Below are 19,331 nucleotides of genomic sequence, written 5' to 3' on the forward strand. Positions count from 1 at the left end.
CTAAAAACAAATTCGTAACTATTATTAAGAAATATATATGAGGTGAGATTTACCTTGGAAATCATCCCGAGTAACCGATTTAGAGGAACGTTGAAATATATTCGTGCTTTTGCTTTTGTGAGCCTTATCCTAGCAATCTTATTCAGCATTGGCATTATCGGCGTCATTGCATTTGCTAAAATCGAAGGAGCTCCACCTTTAGCAGTGCCGCAAACAACCATTTTTTATGCAGACGATGGTTCAAAAATTGGCGAAAGCCATAACGGGCAAAAACGTTATTGGGTCAACCTCGACCAAATATCTCCTACCCTTATTAACGCAACCATTGCCGTTGAGGATCGCAAATTTTTTGAGCATTATGGCTTTGACATGAAACGAATTGCTGCTGCAGCGCTTGCTGATATAAAAGCAATGGCAAAAATACAAGGCGCAAGTACAATTACGCAACAGTACGCCCGTAATTTATTTTTAAGCCACAACAAAACATGGGCAAGGAAATTTCAAGAAGCGCTTTATACAATTCGACTTGAAGCAAACTACAGCAAAAACGAAATTTTAGAAGGCTACTTAAACACCATTTACTATGGTCACGGTGCATACGGCATCGAAGCAGCCGCTAATTATTATTTCAGTAAAACAGCGAAGCAATTAACATTAAGCGAGGCAAGCATGTTGGCAGGGATTCCAAAGGGTCCTTATTACTATTCGCCTCTCATTAATGAAAAACGAGCAAAACAACGTCAAAAAGCCGTTTTAACGTCGATGGTGAAAGCCGGTTATATTAGCAAAAAAGAAGCGGAAAAAGCCTACGAGACACCTCTCGTGTACTCCCGCAATCATGAAGTGGAAAAAAAACAAGTTGCTCCTTACTTCCAGGACATTGTTAATCATGTACTTAAAAATGACTTAGGAATTGACGAACAGACTATTGAAATGGGCGGTTTACGAGTTTACACCTCTCTCGATCCAAAACTGCAAGCAATTGCTGAAAAACACATCAACGAAACCATCGATAAAAATTCCGATATCCAAGTCGCTTTTATCGCTATGGAGCCGCACACTGGAGAGGTGAAAGCACTAATCGGCGGACGGGATTATGAAAAAAGCACTTTTAATCGCGCTGTTCAGGCAGAGCGGCAACCTGGCTCTACATTTAAACCGTTTCTTTACTACGCAGCGCTCAAAAAAGGGTTTACTCCTTCGACAGAAATGCGAAGCGAGCCTACAACCTTTACTTTTGACAACGGAAAATCGACATACACACCGCGCAACTATAATAACTATTATGCAAATGATACGATTACACTCGCGCAGGCCATTGCCCTTTCTGATAACGTCTTTGCCGTAAAAACACATCTGTTTATCGGTGAAGAGGAACTTGTGAAAACGGCCAAACAATTAGGAATTACAAGCAAATTAAAAGAGGTACCATCCCTGGCATTAGGAACATCACCGGTGAAAGTGATTGATATGGTCAACGCCTACAGCATTATCGCAAATAACGGAAAAAAAGCTGGGCCTGTATTTATTAAAAAAGTGGTTAATTATCAAGGCGAAACGATTTATGAGCATAAAAAAAGCGAAGAGCAAATTCTTGACCGAGATGTGGCCTATGTAACAACCCAACTAATGACAGGAATGTTTGATTCGCGGTTAAACGATTATACTTCTGTTACCGGACAAACGATTGCGAAAGAAATAACCCGACCTTATGCTGGCAAATCAGGAACGACGAAAACAGATAGTTGGATGATTGGCTATACACCGCAGCTTGTTGCCGGAGTATGGACGGGATATGATAAAGGTCAAACGATTGACAAAGTGGCTGAAAAGCAATACGCGAAAAAAATTTGGGCTCACTTTATGGAAGAAGGACTCGAGGGAAAACCGGTCAAGGCATTTAAGCCGACCGAAGGAGTCGTCGGTGTCTACATTAATCCTGACAACGGAAAGCTGGCGACAAAAGCTTGCCCAGTGAGACGCCTTACTTACTATATCGCTGGCACAGAGCCATCAGAATATTGTACCGATCACATTCATCATAAAACAAAACAGAAAGAATCAAATGAAAACAAAGAAAAGAAAAATTGGCTTGAAAAAATATTGAACTGGTTCTAAACATGAAAATCCCCAAGCAAAACGCTTGGGGATTTTCGTGTCCTAGTTTTATATTGTGTTACACATTTAGATTTAGTTTACTCTTTTTCCATTAAAAGCTCAAGTCTTGACGGAAGGTCGTTCACAAAACCTTCACATATAAGGTAAAATATTCCAAAAACTAATTTTATGCCAGCAAACCTTTCTTTAATTCCTCACTTGAACGGTTCCACATTTCAATGTCATGGTTCTTTAAAAAGTCAGCAAGTACCTTTTTCGACTTTTCATCCATATGCTCGACGATAATATGACGCTTTAATGATTTATCCATACGGTTTACGTGTTCCGGCAACGATTTATAGCCGCGGCGCGTTTCGCGGTCAACCGTCATTTCACAAGCAGCAACCCCTGCATAGTAAGGTCCCTCCGCCTTGCGGTCAATTGTCACCCATACAAGCCAGTATGGTTTTCCGTTTGGAACTTCTTCACGATTCGGTGTAAATTTAATCCCCTTTTCAACAACGCTACGCGCGTGCATCGCTCCCATATCAACAAACGCTTCTCCCGCTTCAATATCGATAATGACAGGAGAGACATTTTCTAAACTTAACGTTCCTACGCCAAAACCGCCATGTCCATCCGTAGGGTCATTTTTAATAATGTTAAAACCGAGTTTTTTCTTTTTTTGTTCCATTGACTCGTCCCCCTTCACAATCTACATCATAAGTCCAGAAAAAATCGAATGAAGCATTTGAATAATAAACGGAATCACCACATGAAAAATTGGCTGAATCGTATATTGGTCGAGCGGTGTTAACACAAGAACAAGAAAAATAAGGGCACCGTAATTTTCAAATTGCGACATTTTCACCCGCACATCATTCGGCGCTAAATCTTCAATAATTCGATAGCCGTCTAAAGGCGGGAATGGCAATAAGTTAAAAATAAATAATACGACATTCAAGCCGATAAAAATTTGAAAAAACTGATCAAAACCTGCGGCAAACCAATCTGGAATCATATCAAGAATTCCAAAGCCCATCATGCTGTACCAAACAGCAAAACCGAGCGCTGCCAACATTAAATTACTAAGCGGTCCGGCAAATGAGACAAGAATGCCTGCCAGACGCGGATTTTTAAAATTGTAGCGATTCACTGGCACAGGTCTTGCCCAGCCAAACCCAGCAATAAAAATGAGCAGCGTACCGAGCAAATCTAAATGAGCAAGCGGCGACAACGTTAATCTTCCTTGATTTTTAGCAGTCGAATCGCCAAATTTATACGCTGTATATGCATGGGCAAATTCATGCACAGAAAAAGCCATCGCTAACGCCATAAATACATACGGAATTTCTTGAATCGAGTACGGCAGCAAATTTTCCACTCCTTCTTTCTACTATCCTCATCAACAGTATACATGATTCTTTATCAATACTAAAACAATGACTAAACGATTTTTTCCATTGAAAATGGTATAATAAATTTGCAAACTTCATCATAAAGGAGAAGAGTTCCATGCCTTACGTAACTGTAAAAATGCTTGAAGGCCGTACAGAAGAGCAAAAGAAAGCACTTGTAGAAAAAGTAACAGAAGCAGTTGCCGAAACAACCGGTGCACCAAAAGAAAAAATTGTTGTATTTATTGAAGAAATGTCAAAAAACCATTATGCCATTGGCGGCAAACGTTTAAGCGACGAATAAGGCACATAATGTCGGGAAGCTAACATGCGGCTTCTCGATATTTTTTTATTGCATATCTACGAAAAAACGAATATTATAATATAGGTTTTAAAAAATGTTCGTTTTTTGGAGGTTCACATGTTTAAACTATCACAATATAAAACAAACACCAAAACCGAAATATTGGCTGGGTTAACAACATTCTTAACAATGGTATACATCGTCATTGTCAATCCAGTCATTTTATCAGACGCCGGTGTGCCGTTTGAACAAGTGTTTATGGCAACGATTATCGCTACCATTATCGGAACACTTTGGATGGCGTTATTAGCAAACTATCCAATCGCCATTGCACCCGGTATGGGATTAAATGCTTATTTTGCCTATTCCGTTGTCGGCTCGCACGGGAATATTTCTTATGAAATTGCGTTCTCAGCTGTATTTGTTGCTGGAATTATTTTCATTACCTTATCATTAACACCATTCCGCCGCAAACTCATTGAGGCGATCCCGGAGAACTTAAAACATGGAATTACCGCAGGAATCGGGCTATTTATTGCGTTTATCGGGCTGCGTTTGACAGGAATTATTACAGATCATCCAACAAATTTAGTAGCCTTAGGTGATTTACATTCGCCTTCTGCGATTCTTGCATTAATTGGCTTAGCTGTTACGCTTATTTTGATGTCGCTCCGAATCAACGGTGCCCTCTTTTTCGGAATGATTATAACAGGGATTGTCGCTTATTTTACAGGACAATTAAAGTTTGATAAAGGTTTTGTCTCCATGCCGTCTTTACCAGAAGGTCTCATGATTATGAATCCTCTGACGGCCATCGGCGATGTCGTGCAATATGGATTATATGCCGTTGTCTTCTCGTTTTTGCTTGTAACGATTTTTGATACGACAGGAACGATGATTGGTGTCGCACATCAGGCTGGACTTATGAAAGGAAATACAATGCCGCGTGCCCGCGAAGCGCTTCTAGCTGATTCGATTGCGACAACAGTAGGCGCTATGTTCGGGACAAGCCCGACATCCGCTTATATTGAATCTTCTGCCGGCGTAGCAGCTGGAGGACGGACTGGATTAACATCGCTGACTGTTGCAGTATTATTTGCGATTTCCGCCTTTTTCGGTCCACTTGTCAGTGCCGTATCCGGAATTTCTGCAATTACTGCACCAGCATTAATTATTGTCGGAAGTCTCATGATGGGAAGCATTACACACATTAAATGGGACGAACTTGATGAAGCGTTCCCAGCATTTCTCATTATTTTAAGCATGCCGCTGACATCCAGTATCGCGACAGGAATCGCGCTCGGCTTCATCTCTTATCCACTTTTAAAAATGACACGCGGAAAATGGCGCGAAGTACACCCGCTCGTCTACCTGTTCGCTGTATTGTTCTTCTATCAGTTAGCATTTTTGCCACACTAAAACAAATAAAGCAGCTCGTTATAAACGACGGGCTGCTTTATCTTTATTAATGAACAGATATTTTAACTTGTTCTCCTTCCCTTTCTTCCTTGTGCTTTAAAACAAATTAAAAGCAATAACATTCCAAAAAAAAACGCCAAAAGCATGGTTACCCCATGCTTTCCTTATTCTCACATATGAATATGTTTTTTCGCTTTAGAGCGCAATTGTTCAATATATGCATACGCCTGCTCGATTTCCTCTTCCGTATAACGTTGCTTGCTTTTTAAGGAAACGATTTTTTCTTTTACTTCTTCTTTACTTAAATTTTCGAAATAGAGGATCGTAGATACTAACTCTAAAAACCGAGAATTTTTTTCATTCATATCCTGCATGCATTCTTCTAGATGCGGCATATCAATGTCATAGTGGCTTAAAAACTCTTCACCAGCTTCCGTCAAAGTATAACGGTATTGAAAATAACCGCCCTTTTTCTCTTTCATTTCATGGAGAAATCCAAGGTTACATAGCTCTTCGATTCTTAGTGTCAATTCTTCAGAATATGGGCCATAAAAATGAAATCCAAATTTCTCATAAAAAGGAAAGTTCATCTTTTTAGCGATATAGATCATTTTTTGTAATTTTTTCCGACCGACAATCTCCCCCGCCATCGCCAAAGCCTTCATAATTTTTGCATGCTCGATTAACAACTCCCCGTCATCTCCTAACCCTCTAATATTTCTTTAATTTTTTTCTTTGTCGCACGCTTCGTCGATAAGTCATCAATAAAATCTTGCGGAAAATATAGTTTATGATCAGTCCGCCGCTTTCCCGATATTGCATCGACAATGACAGACTCTCTGGACAGCTCCCGCAATTCACCATTTGGCATCAGCAAATAAATCGGCAGACGCTCCCCTTCTTCACCCGGACGATAAAAGTCATACGGTAAATCAGACGATGAATCAACAACTAAATAATATTCCGGGTCAATGCCTGCTTTTTTAAATAGTGCATTCAGCTCCAAAAGCTTCTTCATCTGCTCGTTCGTCGGGCTAAACTCCACATATTTAAACAAGTTTCGATTGACAAACCGACGGCATAAATCGCTTAAAATCGAGTCCGCTTCATTTTGCCACTCTTGAAAATAATAGAGAATAACTGCCTCGTCCAATCTTAAATATTCTTCGAGATTCACTTTTTCTTGAAATAGGGAATAAAAATGAACAGGTTTTGTTTTGAAAGAATAACCGTCTTCATGAAGCTTTTTCGCGCGGTGCAAAATTTTCGTGAGTATCACTTCAGCGCTTCTTGTTACTGGGTGAAAGTATACTTGCCAATACATTTGATATCGGCTCATGATGTAATCTTCTACCGCATGCATTCCGCTTCGCTTAATAACGACTTGATCTTCGCGCGGACGCATGACACGCAAAATTCGCTCCATATCAAAATTTCCATAGCTGACACCTGTATAGTAAGCATCGCGAAGCAAATAATCCATACGATCAGCATCAATTTGACTGGAAATTAAACTGACAACAAGCTTATTTTTATATGTTTTCGCAATAACTTCGGCTACTTTTTTCGGAAAATCATCACCCATACGGCGCAATACTTTGTTGACTTCCGTATCACCTAAAATAATTGCTTGCGTAAAATCTTCATGATCGAGATGAAACACTTTTTCAAACGAATGCGAAAAGGGACCATGCCCTAAATCATGTAACAGCGCCGCACATAAACATAAGAGCCGTTCACTATGGTCCCAATGCTCCCGCCCAACAAACACATCGTCAATAATGCGGCGAATGATTTCATAGACACCAAGCGAATGATTAAATCGGCTATGTTCAGCGCCGTGAAACGTTAAATAGGTCGTACCAAGCTGCTTAATGCGGCGCAAGCGCTGAAATTCTTTTGTCCCTATTAAATCCCAAATAAGTTTATCCCGAACATGTATGTAACGGTGAACGGGATCTTTAAATACTTTTTCTTCGCTTAATTGTCCGCCTGGATACGCCATTTTATCTCCTCTTCCATTTCTAACATGAATCTATTATAAGCGGTTTATTTCGGCAAAAAAATACTTGATTTTTATATACTAGTATTTCCTAAAAATAGAAACAAAAAATCACCTTTCATAAATGAAGGCGATTTTTTTCGTCATTTTTTAATCTTTTGTGCAATTTTTTCGATTAATTCATCTTCGTTTGCAGCAGAGATAGGGCGGTTATTAACAAAAGCAAAAGATTTTTTTCTTCCTGGACCGCAGTAAGATTGACAACCGATTTGAATTTTCGCGTTCGGATCGAGCTTTTTTAGGCGCGGCAAAAGCGTCTTCAAATTCGTCGCTTGACAGTCATCACACACACGAAACTCGTTTGTCATCGATTCTCATCCTTTCTATCATTCAGGCGTTTCAACACTAACGTGTATTCTACATCTTCTCAGCTTACAATGCAAGCTGTTAGCTCCTCCAGTTAATGGATTAAAAGTCTCACAAATTTTTATTTATAAATAAAAAATCTACCAAAAAATAGTATAGGCTTTCTTATTTTTGTCTATGCTACTACTAATAAGAAAAGCGTAAGCGCCCCATCTAGCCCCGAAACGCGCTGGAGCGATTGTGAGCATCTCGAGCTGCTTAAAGCATCGGTCATGCTTTTCGCAAGTTTTGCCATGAAGTATTTTCAAGAAGCGAACTGGATGGGCGCTGAAGCTAGACATTTATCAAGAAAAGGGAGTTGAGAGCATGAAACAACGACAAGATGCGTGGTCAGAAGAAGATGATTTACTGTTGGCGGAAACGGTATTGCGCCATGTGAGAGAAGGAAGTACACAGCTGAATGCTTTTGAGGAAGTAGGAGATAAATTAAATCGAACATCTGCTGCTTGCGGGTTCCGCTGGAATGCAGTTGTTCGCCAACGTTACGAACAAGCGCTGCAACTTGCTAAAAAACAGCGAAAACAACGTCAACGAGCGCTCGGCAAAAATCAGCCCGTTCGCAAAAAATTGCTTTATACACCTCCTGTACCTTCATTAGAAGATTTAGAAGCGACAAGCATTTTGCAGACGTCAACGAACAATGTTGAAGTAAATGGCATGTCCATTGACCACGTCATTTCTTTCTTGCAAACATTAAAAGCAATGAATACAAATCACGAGGCACTGCAAAAAGAGAATGAAAGATTGAAAAAAGAAAATGCCGAAATGATCGCAAAAAATGAAGAACTTGAGAAAAAGATTGCCAAACTGGAAGAAAACTCTTCAACCATTCAAGAAGACTATGAAACACTGATGAAAATTATGAACCGCGCTCGAAAAATGGTATTGTTAGAAGAAGAAGAGCGGCCAGCGACAAAATTTAAAATGGACCGTAATGGAAATTTGGAAAAAATTGCAGAATAAGCAAAAAGGGTATCTCTATAAATGAGGTACCCTTTTTGCTTGCCAACTGTATCAATGCATTGAAACGACTATTTTCCTGACTAACCGATACTTAAAGATACATTAAAAGACCTTTTCATTTCTTTCAATCATTCGCTGCAAATGGTGTTCGTACAATGCCAATTCTTCCGCGGTTAATGAAGAAGAATATAGTTCTCCACCAAATGAGCGGAGTGTCTCAAGCAAACGCAGCATTAGCGTCGGAACTGTCAGCGGCTCATGCAGTAATTCTGACAACGATGCCATTGTTTCCGGAACAATATTCGGGTAGGTGAACTTCGTTTCTTCTCCTTTTAAAGCGCGCTCATAAAATCCGCGAATAACTTCCGCACGCGCCGAACCGCTGCCGCTGGCACATAAATAAATTTGCACAGCGACACCACCGCGAATGCGCCGCTGCGAGATCCCTGCAAATTTTTTGCCGTGAATGCTTAAATCATAGCTACCCGGGCAATATGAACCGACAATTTCGCGCGCCTCGATATTGGCCTGATACGGCGCAAGCATATGCTTGACAAGCTCCCACATCGCATCATAGCCGCGGTTAATATCGATTCCTTTTTTTGTATCCGGTAAAATAAGCGAAAGGTTTAATACTCCCTCATCAAGAACGACCGCCAATCCCCCGGAGTTGCGGACAATCACCCGGTAGCCTTGTTCTTCTAAAAAGGAAACTCCGTCATGTAAATATGGAAGCTTCGTATCTTGAATCCCTAAAACAATCGTATTATGATGAACCCACGAACGAACAACCGCATCCGATGCACCTTGTCCTACTGTTGTACAAAGTGTATCATCAATCGCAAACGACTGTTTTGCGTCAAACATCGGCCCGAAATGAGACTGATCAATAATCCGCCATTTCGGCTGTTGTAAAAGCTCATTCATCATCTTTATCTCCTCACACCGCATTTGAACGTGATGTCATGATCGCTAAAATCCTATCCATTATATCATAAAGACTGCCCATTCACTTGTAAGAAAGCAACTTTGAAATAATCGTACATGTTATTGCTGTTTGACATTCTCAATGTAATTCGAAAATGAAATCTTCAACTAACATAATAAAAGAAAATATGAATATAAAAACGCTCGGATGATAAAATCCGAGCGTTTCGTTTATCGATTTTCCATTTAGTGTTTTTTTCAAAAAATTCCTCTTCTTTAGATGAGCAATGTTATTGTAAAACGTCCCCTTTTCATATTACAGAGCCTGAGCTGCCGTAATTAGCGCCAACTTGTACACATCTTCGGCATTGCAACCGCGGGATAAGTCGTTCACTGGCTTATTTAGCCCTTGTAAAATCGGACCAACTGCTTCAAAGTTACCAAGACGTTGTGCAATTTTATAACCAATATTTCCCGCTTCTAAGCTTGGGAAAATAAACACGTTCGCATCTCCTTGAATGACGGAACCAGGTGCTTTCTTTTTCGCCACAGACGGAACAAATGCAGCGTCAAATTGAAACTCACCATCAAGCGTTAAGTCAGGAGCCATTTCTTTTGCAAGGCGAACCGCTTCAATCACTTTCTCCGTTTCCGGAGATTTTGCTGAACCTTTTGTTGAAAAGCTTAGCATTGCTACACGCGGTTCGATGTCAAACATTTTTGCTGTATTCGCGCTTTCTACCGCAATTTCCGCTAAATCTTGGCTATCCGGTGCAATATTAATCGCGCAATCAGCAAAGACGTATTTCTCGTCGCCACGCACCATAATAAACACACCCGATGTTTTGCGGATACCTGGTTTTGTTTTAATAATTTGTAATGCTGGTCTGACCGTATCCGCTGTGGAATGAGCCGCACCGCTCACTAAGCCGTGTGCTTTATCCATATAAACGAGCATCGTGCCAAAATAATTTTCGTCTAATAAAATGTTACGTGCCTCTTCTTTCGACACTTTTCCTTTACGGCGTTCTACGAACGCATCCACAAGTTCATCCATTGCTTCATACTGTTCTGGATCGACAATTTCAACGTTTGGAAGCGTTACGCCGATTTCCGCTGCCTTTTTCTCCACCGCTTCTTTATTGCCGATCACAATCGGATTCAATACATTTTCATTAGCTAAACGGCTCACCGCTGTCAAAATACGCTCATCTAATCCTTCAGGAAATACAATTTTAAGATTTTTTCCAACCACTTTTTGCTTTAAGATGGAAAATAAGTCACTCACAGAAGTTCCTCCTTAATACAATAAAGTCATCCATTTACTAGGATACTCTTATTAGAGGGAAAAGCAACCAAGTTAAGCCCTTACAAAAATAGTCTTTTTATTAAAAAAATTCAGCCATGTTGTTGATTTTGTGACTTTCGAGCGTTTCTTGGTTAAACTATGTTATAGTAAAACTGTAAATACATAGTATAGGAGTGAGACGAAATGAGCCAAGCTACACAAACTCTCGACGGTTGGTATTGTCTGCATGATTTCCGTTCTGTTGACTGGTCCGCATGGAAAACGCTCACAAGTGACGAACGCCAAGCAGCCATTCATGAATTTTTAACTATAGTAGAAAAATGGCAGGTGACAGAGGACAAAAAAGAGGGAAGCCATGCGATTTATACAGTTGTTGGGCAAAAAGCAGATTTGATGTTTATGATTTTACGTCCGACAATGGAAGAGTTAAATGAAATCGAGACAGAACTTAATAAAACAAAGCTGGCAGAATATTTAATTCCAACTTATTCTTATGTCTCAGTTGTCGAGCTAAGCAACTATCTACCTTCTGATGGCAGCGATCCATACGAAAATCCTGAAGTGCGCCGCCGCTTGTTCCCAATTCTGCCAAAAACAAAACATATTTGCTTCTATCCAATGGACAAGCGTCGTCAAGGAAATGATAATTGGTATATGCTTCCGATGGAAGAACGCCGCAATTTAATGCGCGCTCACAGCATGACAGGCCGCAAATATGCGGGAAAAGTCGTACAAGTTATTACTGGCTCTGTCGGTTTTGACGATTACGAGTGGGGCGTCACGCTATTCTCTGATGATGTCTTACAATTTAAAAAGCTTGTCTACGAAATGCGTTTTGATGAAGTCAGTGCGCGTTATGGCGAGTTCGGTTCTTTCTTCGTTGGAAATATTTTACCAAAAGAAAAAGTGTCTTCGTTTTTACACGTATAATAATAAAGAAGGGGGATGTCTCATCGCAAGACGTCCCCCATTTTTTTAATTTAAGGACACCCCTCGTTTTTATTGTCATATGACAACGTATTTTCCCATAAATATAAATCAGAAATTTGTTCATAAAAATCCGTTTTTCTTGTCACCATTTTCCGCTTCTGCAATAGCCTATTATTGTCTAGAAAAAGACGGGAAAAGATCCCCCCTTAAGTGAGGTGATTAAATGGCTGTTGTTGCGTGTACAGAAGAGCATGTAAGACTACTGGCGAGACTAATGCGGGCTGAGGCGGAAGGTGACGGAAGACTAGGGATGCTCATGGTCGGAAATGTTGGTGTCAACCGCGTTAAGGCGAACTGTCTTGATTTTCGAGGGATACGTACAATTCCCCAAATGGTATTCCAAAGGCCAGGCGGCTTTGAGGCGACGCAAAAGGGATATTTTTACCAACGAGCAAGAGAAGTAGATATCCAATTAGCTCGCCAGGTAATCCGTGGTTGGCGCTATCACCCTGCTAGTTATTGCCTTTGGTTTTTTAAACCGGACGGAGCCTGTCCGCCGCAATGGTTTAATCAATGGAACGCTGGACGCTATAAGTCACATTGTTTTTATTCACCGTCACAAACAGATTGTCCTGGCGTTTATTCTTAAATATTTTGATAGGAGGTAACCCTATGACTGCAAATCAACACGATTCTTTAGGCCAAACTTACGGCGACGAACGCCAGCAAGGCTATAATCCATACCCGTATGGCTACATGCTTTCACAGCCATATTACCAAACAGCATACCCATACTACCAACAACAAACACCTACCCAACAAACCGGCTTCGGACTACAAGCACCTACTTTCGCTATGCCGACGCAACCACCAACAATGGCCAGCCAGCCGATTCCAGGCATGCTTCCAATCGAAGAATCTTACATCGAAAACATTTTACGCTTAAATAAAGGCAAAGTAGCTACTATCTATGCCACATTTGAAAACAATCGCGAATGGAATGCCAAAGTATTTAGAGGGGTCATTGAAGCAGCAGGGCGTGATCATGTCATTTTAAGCGATCCGCAAACAGGTACACGTTACCTTTTACCGATGATTTATGTAGACTACATTACGTTTGATGAACCAATCGCCTATGAGTACCCATATGCAGGAGGAGGGGCTGGATTAAGCACATACTCCCCGCGTTAACAAAAACGAGGCTGTCCCAAAATCAAAGTGTCAGATCCCTCAACACACCATTGGATCAATGAGCTATAGCGATGGAAGTGCGCATGAGGTCAAACACTTATAGGGCAGCCTCTTTAAATTTTTACAAATATTTAACTGCTGCATATCCGAGCATAAGCCATGCTGCCAAAAAGGCAATTCCGCCAAACGGAGTAATGGCTCCTAGTATTTTAACCTGAGTAATGCTTAAAACATAAAGACTTCCAGAAAAAAGAATAATTCCTACTAGCATCACCCACCCTGCTGATGTTACCAGCCCAACATTTGTCAGTTTACCTGCTAAAAAAGCAACGACAAACAATCCTAATGTGTGAAACATTTGGTAATTGACACCCGTTTTCCATGTTTCTAAATATTTGTCAGGAATTTTCCCTTCTAAACCATGCGCACCGAAAGCCCCCAGTGCTACTGCTAAAAATGCATTAATCGCTCCTAATAATAAAAATGTTTTCATTGACCTCTTTCCCCTTTTATCGTTTATGTAAAAGTTCTATCTCTATATTAAAACATTATTTTAGAAAAAGTAAAATTTTTCTATATTTTAAAAATCAAACAAGGAAGGGCCGTTTGCATCGTCTCCTATCTCGATCCGCTCATTGCTTGCTGAAGATGACTGTATCAGCTTTACAATTTCATCATTTGACATCGTATTGGCGGTCTGCTCCTCATTTGACCGCTCAAGTATCAGGTCGCAAAGCGCCCGAATGACAGCGGCATGTTCGCGAATTTGCTGCACGCTATAACACGACTGAGCCTCATGAATCTCTTTAGCCATCTTTTCCAAAATCGTTGTAATAGGTATATTCAAAGCGTTTTCACTCCCATCTTTCTTTTCCGGGTGATTTAATGGTAACCTATAAATAAAAAACTGTAAATGTTTAAGGAGAAGAGAGCAAATGAAAAGAGCATGGTGGAAAGAGGCTGTCGTCTATCAAGTGTACTGGCGCAGTTTTTATGATTCGAACGGAGACGGCTATGGAGATTTACAAGGGCTTATCGAAAAGTTAGATTACATTAAAGATTTAGGTGTTGACGTGATTTGGCTCAATCCATGCTACGAGTCGCCGGATAAAGATAACGGATATGACATCTCTGACTATTATAAAATTATGGATAAAGCCGGGACCATGGAGATATGGGAAAAGCTTTTAGAAGAAGTTCATAAACGCGGCATGAAACTGATTATGGACCTTGTCGTCAATCACACATCAGACAAGCATCCATGGTTTATTGAATCTCGTTCGTCTAAAGATCATCCGAAGCGCAACTGGTACATATGGCGCGATAAACCGAACAACTGGCGCTCGTATTTTACGCCGTCTGCTTGGGAATATGACGCAGCAACAGGACAATACTACTTCCACTCTTTCGCCGTTGAGCAGCCGGATTTGAACTGGGAAAACCCCGAAGTACGTGATGAAATTTATAAAATGATGCGCTTTTGGCTTGATAAAGGTATTGACGGATTTCGATTGGATGCGATTGCTTTGCTCGCTAAACCAAAAGATTTTCCAGATGCTGAAAATCCCGAAGATATCCGTTACCTTACAAATAATCCTGGGGTTCACGAATATTTATGGGAAATGAACGAAAAAGTATTAAAGCATTATGACATTTTTACCGTTGGTGAAGTCGCATTTGTGTCGCCGAAAGAAGGGCTTAAATACGTAGGCGAGGATCGAAACGAATTACACACATTGTTCCATTTTGAAGTATGCGATGAAATGCCAAGCTGGGAACCATTGCGCTTTAAAGAAATTCAAAAGCGCTGGTATGAAGGATTGTGGGGAAAAGGCTGGAACTCGCAATTTTTAAACAACCACGACCATACGCGACAAGTAACACGTTACGGCAACGACAAAGAATATCGCGTCGAGTCAGCAAAACTGCTTGGAACGATGATTCATACATTGCCTGGAACACCATATATTTACCAAGGCGAAGAGATTGGTATGACCGGTGTTCGATTTGATTCCATTGAAGATTACAACGATATTGCGATGAAAAACAAATATAAAGAAGAAGTCGCCAAAGGACGCGACCCTCAAGAAGTATTGAAAAGCTTGCAGCCGTTAAGCCGCGACAATTCGCGGACACCGATGCAATGGGACGACAGTGAACATGCCGGATTTACGACAGGAACGCCATGGATTAAAGTGAATCCTAACTATAAAGAAATTAACGTGAAAAAGGCGCTCGAAGATCCAAATTCCGTCTATTACTACTATAAAAAGTTGATTCAGCTGCGCAAAGAAAATCCAGTCATGGTATACGGCAATTTCCATGACTACTCAGAAGGTGACCCATACATTTACGCATACACACGTGAATTAGATGATGAACGCTGGCTTATTGTCTTAAATCATTGTGACCATGAAAATACGTATGAACTTCCTGAACAACTCGCCCATTATAAGCGTGAATGGCTGCTTGGCAACTATGCGGACATTCAAGAAAGCGGCGCTGTTTTACATATGCGCCCGCATGAAGCACGAATTTATAAACTTGTTTAAACATAAACCCGAAAAGAGGCTGACCCCAAAGCAAAGTGTCAGACCCCACAATACAATATATAGGACATCACATTGGATCAATGAACGATCTATTATGAAATGCACGTGAGGTCAGACACTGATGGGCCAGCCCTTTATCTTCTATTTCTTTTGTTTTGGTTCAAACTTCATGCACGCTTTCCCAGATGACTGAAATACGGTAACAGAAGGCATCATTGTACTCTTAAACGCAAAAGCGCGACAACCTCTTGGAAACTTCGGATCCCACGTCACATAAAAATGTTTGCATTGATAGCAATTGATTCGATGACGCTCCATGTTTCTCCTCATATGTTCTCAATTTGCCAATCAATCGGGTCTCGACCTACTTTTTCAAGAAATTCGTTCGCTTTCGAAAACGGGCGGCTGCCAAAAAAGCCACGCGCTGCAGAAAACGGGCTTGGGTGAGGCGCTTCGATGATATAATGATGAGCATTTGTAATGAGCTCTTTTTTCGCTTGGGCATGTCGTCCCCATAAAATAAAGACAACCGGTTCTTGTTTTTCGTTCACGAGTTCAATGACGCGATCAGTGAAAAATTCCCATCCCTTTCCTTTATGGGAATTCGCCTCACCACGTCGTACCGTTAAAACGGTATTTAACAGCAAAACGCCTTGCTTCGCCCATTTCACTAAATAACCATTATTCGGGATATAACATCCTAAATCATCATGTAGCTCTTTGAAAATATTTAACAACGAAGGCGGCAAAGGAACGCCCGGCTTCACCGAAAAGCTTAAGCCGTGCGCCTGATTAGGACCATGGTAAGGATCTTGTCCTAAAATTACCACTTTTACCTGTTCATATGGAGTATAATGAAGCGCGTTAAAAATATCGTGCATATCCGGATAAATCGTCCTTGTCCGGTATTCTTCTTTTAAAAATTCTCTCAGCTTTAAATAATACGGTTTCTTAAACTCTTCTTCCAATAAAGGTGCCCAATCATTTTTCAAAATGGCCATATGCAAAACCCCTATTTGTAGATTAACATTCATCATTAATGTACCACAAGAACAACTCCTCTATAAACAAATAAAACGGTGCAGAAAAACCGCTTTCTGCACCGTTTTTTATTAAAATTGAATTTTTTCTTCAAGGAAGCTTTTTAATTCAGCAATCGGTACGCGCGTTTGTTCCATTGTGTCGCGGTCGCGCACTGTTACCATTCCATCTTCTTGGGAATCAAAGTCGTAAGTAATACAGAATGGTGTACCGATTTCGTCTTGACGGCGGTAACGTTTACCGATGGAGCCAGACTCATCATAGTCAACCATAAAGTATTTTGATAAGTCTTCAAAGATTTTGCGCGCTTCTTCAGAAAGCTTTTTCGATAATGGTAAAACAGCCGCTTTATAAGGCGCCAATGCTGGATGCAAGTGCATCACTGTGCGAGTTGTACCATCTTCGAGCTGTTCCTCTTCATATGCATCAATCATGAATGCTAAAGTGACACGATCTGCGCCAAGTGATGGCTCAATGCAGTAAGGGATGTAGTGCTCATTTGTTTCTTGGTCAATGTAGTTAAAGTCTTCACCGGAATGTTCCATATGCTGCTTTAAGTCGTAATCTGTACGGGACGCAATCCCCCACAATTCACCCCAGCCAAACGGGAACTTGTATTCAATATCTGTCGTTGCGTTGCTGTAGTGTGATAATTCTTCCTCGGAGTGGTCGCGCAGGCGGATATTTTCACTCTTAATACCTAGCGAAAGCAGCCACTGCTCGCAGAATTGTTTCCAGTAATCAAACCACTTTAATTCCTCGCCAGGCTTACAGAAAAACTCAAGCTCCATTTGTTCGAATTCACGTGTACGGAACGTAAAGTTACCAGGCGTAATTTCATTACGGAAGCTTTTACCAATTTGTGCAATACCAAATGGAAGCTTTTTACGCATAGTGCGCTGCACGTTTTTGAAGTTGACGAAAATACCCTGCGCTGTTTCCGGACGAAGATAAATTTCGTTCGCACTTGACTCGGTTACACCTTGGAACGTTTTAAACATTAAATTAAATTGGCGAATGCTTGTAAAATCATTGCTGCCGCATTCTGGACAAACAATGTTATGTTCTTTTATTAACTCTTCCATTTTTTCAAATGGAAGGCCGTCAACAATCATCTCAATCCCTTTCGCTTCCAACGCGTTTTCAATTAATTTATCGGCACGATGACGCGCTTTGCAGCTTTTACAGTCAATCATCGGATCATTAAAATTGCCTAAGTGGCCAGATGCTTCCCACGTTTTTGGATTCATTAAAATCGCTGCGTCTAAGCCGACATTGTAAGGTGACTCTTGAACGAATTTTTTCCACCATGCACGCTTAATATTGTTTTTTAATTCCGTACCCAATGGACCGTAATCCCATGTATTTGCGAGACCACCGTAAATTTCTGAGCCTGGGAAAATAAAGCCACGATGCTTCGCATGAGCGACAATTTGCTCCATTGTAACTGACATCTTCTCTTCCTCCTTCACTTTTTTCTGAAAATAAAAACGCTCTCGCCACTAGGCCTCGCGCCTAGGGACGAGAGCGTAACTCCCGCGGTTCCACCCTAGTTGATGAGTCTGACACTTTGCTTTTTATGGTCAGCCTCATCCACTTTTAAAGAAAAGAAACTCCGGACTGCCGTTTCATTGACCGTCTTCACCGGGCTTCCACCGTCCCCGGCTCGCTGCAGGAAGAGAGGGATCAACTACTATCCGTCCTTCATCGTTACTAACATATTCATTTCATATTTTAGTACTTATCATACAAAAAGAAAAAATAATAGTCAATGTTATTTCTGTTTATTTTCTATCACTGGCCCCAATTTACTTTATTGCGACGAATCTGCAGCTTTATTACTTTATCGGCAACAGCCCCTGAGGCTAAAATGACCCCGACTACAATCAATACAAAACCGAATATTTGTACGAAATGAATCGTTTCGTCTAAAAATAAATAAGACGCCAGTAATGAAAAGAACGGCGTTAAATTAATAAAGATGGCTGATTCTGTTGCTCCAATTCGATGAATCGCCTTATTGTAAATCATATGACCAAGCCCAGTGGCAAATATAGCGGAAGCAAAGAACACAAGCCATGTTAATAATTCACCGTGTTTTAATGTCGACAACCCTTGAGGTTCGCTGAACAGGCTGATTAAAAATAAAACAACGGAACCGGACAAAAGCATCCCCCCCGTTAACAGCCGCGTGTCAATCGCATGCGCCATTTTTTTAATTAAAATAAAGCTAATCCCTTGCGATAATACGGATAAAAAAATGGATATATCGCCAAAGGAAATGACACCGATCGCCGTTGAACCATGCAAAACGATAAAAACAACGCCGATAAATCCCAAAATAATGCCGCTGAATTTTAACAGGCTAAATCTTTCTCCTAAGAACAGCGTCGCCAGCACCGCTGTGATCAGTGGGGAAAGCCCTAAAATGATGCCAGCATTCGAAGCAGTTGTTTTCGTTAACCCCATTGCTAAAAAGAAATGATGACCAACAACATTCAACAGACCAGCTGCAAAAATCGCTCCCATTTCTTGTTTTGTTAATTTCCTCATTCCTTTTGTCGCTAACAAAACAAGAAAAACAACTAAAGAAGCCGTAAAAATGCGGAGAGCTGTAATCGTTATCGGCTCAAAAGCATTCACTAATATTTTAACGGCAACGACATTCCCACCCCAAATGACCGTCACGAATACAAGAGCAAGATACGTTGATAGTTTCGACATAGCTCTAACCTCTTTCAACATCATTGTTACTAAGTGTAAGTCAAGGAAG

The 19,331-nt window shown here is 40.8% G+C and carries 20 protein-coding genes; 8 read left to right on the forward strand and 12 right to left on the reverse strand.

Features of this window, described 5'->3' with window-relative positions; genetic code table 11:
- Positions 1 to 54: 54 nt before the first annotated feature.
- Positions 55 to 2,118, forward strand: a complete 2,064-nt coding sequence (locus HNQ85_RS15120) for a transglycosylase domain-containing protein (RefSeq protein WP_181538566.1) — start codon at positions 55 to 57, stop codon at positions 2,116 to 2,118.
- A 166-nt stretch (positions 2,119 to 2,284) separates the two neighbouring features.
- On the opposite strand, the gene HNQ85_RS15125 is transcribed toward HNQ85_RS15120, so the two are convergent.
- Both HNQ85_RS15125 and HNQ85_RS15130 read right to left on the reverse strand, forming a co-directional pair.
- Positions 2,285 to 2,791, reverse strand: a complete 507-nt coding sequence (locus tag HNQ85_RS15125) for a YwhD family protein (protein ID WP_181538567.1) — start codon at positions 2,789 to 2,791, stop codon at positions 2,285 to 2,287.
- Between the two features lie 21 nt (positions 2,792 to 2,812).
- Positions 2,813 to 3,481, reverse strand: a complete 669-nt coding sequence (locus HNQ85_RS15130; RefSeq protein ID WP_181538568.1) for a site-2 protease family protein — start codon at positions 3,479 to 3,481, stop codon at positions 2,813 to 2,815.
- A gap of 113 nt (positions 3,482 to 3,594) precedes the next feature.
- Between HNQ85_RS15130 and HNQ85_RS15135 the strand changes: the two genes are divergently transcribed.
- Positions 3,595 to 3,798 carry a 2-hydroxymuconate tautomerase gene (locus tag HNQ85_RS15135; RefSeq protein ID WP_343046552.1) on the forward strand — a complete coding sequence of 68 codons (204 nt, stop codon included), beginning with the start codon at positions 3,595 to 3,597 and terminating at the stop codon, positions 3,796 to 3,798.
- A gap of 117 nt (positions 3,799 to 3,915) precedes the next feature.
- Positions 3,916 to 5,217 carry an NCS2 family permease gene (locus HNQ85_RS15140; RefSeq protein WP_181538569.1) on the forward strand — a complete coding sequence of 434 codons (1,302 nt, stop codon included), beginning with the start codon at positions 3,916 to 3,918 and terminating at the stop codon, positions 5,215 to 5,217.
- Positions 5,218 to 5,387: 170 nt separating this feature from the next.
- Here HNQ85_RS15140 and HNQ85_RS15145 read toward each other — a convergent pair whose 3' ends face one another.
- From HNQ85_RS15145 to HNQ85_RS15155, 3 genes are all read right to left on the reverse strand, one after another.
- Positions 5,388 to 5,906 carry a YwgA family protein gene (locus tag HNQ85_RS15145; protein WP_181538570.1) on the reverse strand — a complete coding sequence of 173 codons (519 nt, stop codon included), beginning with the start codon at positions 5,904 to 5,906 and terminating at the stop codon, positions 5,388 to 5,390.
- 14 nt (positions 5,907 to 5,920) lie between these two features.
- Positions 5,921 to 7,222, reverse strand: coding sequence for an HD domain-containing protein (locus tag HNQ85_RS15150; RefSeq protein WP_181538571.1), 1,302 nt, complete (start codon positions 7,220 to 7,222; stop codon positions 5,921 to 5,923).
- A gap of 140 nt (positions 7,223 to 7,362) precedes the next feature.
- Positions 7,363 to 7,587: a YuzB family protein gene (locus HNQ85_RS15155; RefSeq protein WP_044749305.1), complete on the reverse strand. Its 225-nt coding sequence runs from the start codon at positions 7,585 to 7,587 to the stop codon at positions 7,363 to 7,365.
- Between the two features lie 364 nt (positions 7,588 to 7,951).
- Here HNQ85_RS15155 and HNQ85_RS15160 point away from each other — a divergent pair, with 364 nt between their 5' ends.
- Positions 7,952 to 8,608, forward strand: coding sequence for an RsfA family transcriptional regulator (locus tag HNQ85_RS15160; protein WP_181538572.1), 657 nt, complete (start codon positions 7,952 to 7,954; stop codon positions 8,606 to 8,608).
- Between the two features lie 102 nt (positions 8,609 to 8,710).
- Here the strand turns inward: HNQ85_RS15160 and HNQ85_RS15165 are convergent, their stop codons facing one another.
- Together HNQ85_RS15165 and pta are read right to left on the reverse strand one after the other, a co-directional pair.
- A complete protein-coding gene (locus HNQ85_RS15165) occupies positions 8,711 to 9,544 on the reverse strand; it encodes a lipoate--protein ligase family protein (RefSeq protein WP_409994146.1) in 834 nt (277 codons plus the stop codon).
- A 307-nt stretch (positions 9,545 to 9,851) separates the two neighbouring features.
- Positions 9,852 to 10,823, reverse strand: coding sequence for a phosphate acetyltransferase (gene pta, locus HNQ85_RS15170; protein ID WP_181538574.1), 972 nt, complete (start codon positions 10,821 to 10,823; stop codon positions 9,852 to 9,854).
- A 204-nt stretch (positions 10,824 to 11,027) separates the two neighbouring features.
- Between pta and hemQ the strand changes: the two genes are divergently transcribed.
- From hemQ to gerQ, 3 genes are all read left to right on the forward strand, one after another.
- The gene (gene hemQ / locus HNQ85_RS15175) at positions 11,028 to 11,774 is read left to right on the forward strand and encodes a hydrogen peroxide-dependent heme synthase (protein WP_181538575.1); all 747 of its coding nucleotides are present in this window, start codon (positions 11,028 to 11,030) and stop codon (positions 11,772 to 11,774) included.
- 223 nt (positions 11,775 to 11,997) lie between these two features.
- A complete protein-coding gene (locus HNQ85_RS15180; protein WP_181538576.1) occupies positions 11,998 to 12,423 on the forward strand; it encodes a cell wall hydrolase in 426 nt (141 codons plus the stop codon).
- Positions 12,424 to 12,446: 23 nt separating this feature from the next.
- Positions 12,447 to 12,965, forward strand: a complete 519-nt coding sequence (gerQ, locus tag HNQ85_RS15185) for a spore coat protein GerQ (protein ID WP_181538577.1) — start codon at positions 12,447 to 12,449, stop codon at positions 12,963 to 12,965.
- A gap of 121 nt (positions 12,966 to 13,086) precedes the next feature.
- Here gerQ and HNQ85_RS15190 read toward each other — a convergent pair whose 3' ends face one another.
- Both HNQ85_RS15190 and HNQ85_RS15195 read right to left on the reverse strand, forming a co-directional pair.
- On the reverse strand, positions 13,087 to 13,458 hold the full coding sequence (locus HNQ85_RS15190) for a DUF423 domain-containing protein (protein ID WP_181538578.1): 372 nt from the start codon (positions 13,456 to 13,458) through the stop codon (positions 13,087 to 13,089).
- A gap of 87 nt (positions 13,459 to 13,545) precedes the next feature.
- Positions 13,546 to 13,812, reverse strand: a complete 267-nt coding sequence (locus HNQ85_RS15195) for a YwdI family protein (protein ID WP_181538579.1) — start codon at positions 13,810 to 13,812, stop codon at positions 13,546 to 13,548.
- 88 nt (positions 13,813 to 13,900) lie between these two features.
- On the opposite strand from HNQ85_RS15195, the gene HNQ85_RS15200 reads away from it, so the two are divergent.
- The gene (locus HNQ85_RS15200) at positions 13,901 to 15,517 is read left to right on the forward strand and encodes a glycoside hydrolase family 13 protein (protein ID WP_181538580.1); all 1,617 of its coding nucleotides are present in this window, start codon (positions 13,901 to 13,903) and stop codon (positions 15,515 to 15,517) included.
- 326 nt (positions 15,518 to 15,843) lie between these two features.
- Here HNQ85_RS15200 and HNQ85_RS15205 read toward each other — a convergent pair whose 3' ends face one another.
- The 3 genes from HNQ85_RS15205 to HNQ85_RS15215 form a co-directional block, all read right to left on the reverse strand.
- Positions 15,844 to 16,518, reverse strand: a complete 675-nt coding sequence (locus tag HNQ85_RS15205; RefSeq protein WP_181538581.1) for a uracil-DNA glycosylase — start codon at positions 16,516 to 16,518, stop codon at positions 15,844 to 15,846.
- 111 nt (positions 16,519 to 16,629) lie between these two features.
- Entirely contained in the window at positions 16,630 to 18,012 is a 1,383-nt protein-coding gene (locus tag HNQ85_RS15210) for a glycine--tRNA ligase (protein WP_181538582.1), read from the reverse strand.
- A 340-nt stretch (positions 18,013 to 18,352) separates the two neighbouring features.
- On the reverse strand, positions 18,353 to 19,282 hold the full coding sequence (locus tag HNQ85_RS15215; protein ID WP_181538583.1) for a DMT family transporter: 930 nt from the start codon (positions 19,280 to 19,282) through the stop codon (positions 18,353 to 18,355).
- Positions 19,283 to 19,331 lie beyond the last annotated feature (49 nt).

This window comes from [Anoxybacillus] calidus, from assembly GCF_013760845.1.
Taxonomy (GTDB): Bacteria; Bacillota; Bacilli; order Bacillales; family Anoxybacillaceae; genus Paranoxybacillus; species Paranoxybacillus calidus.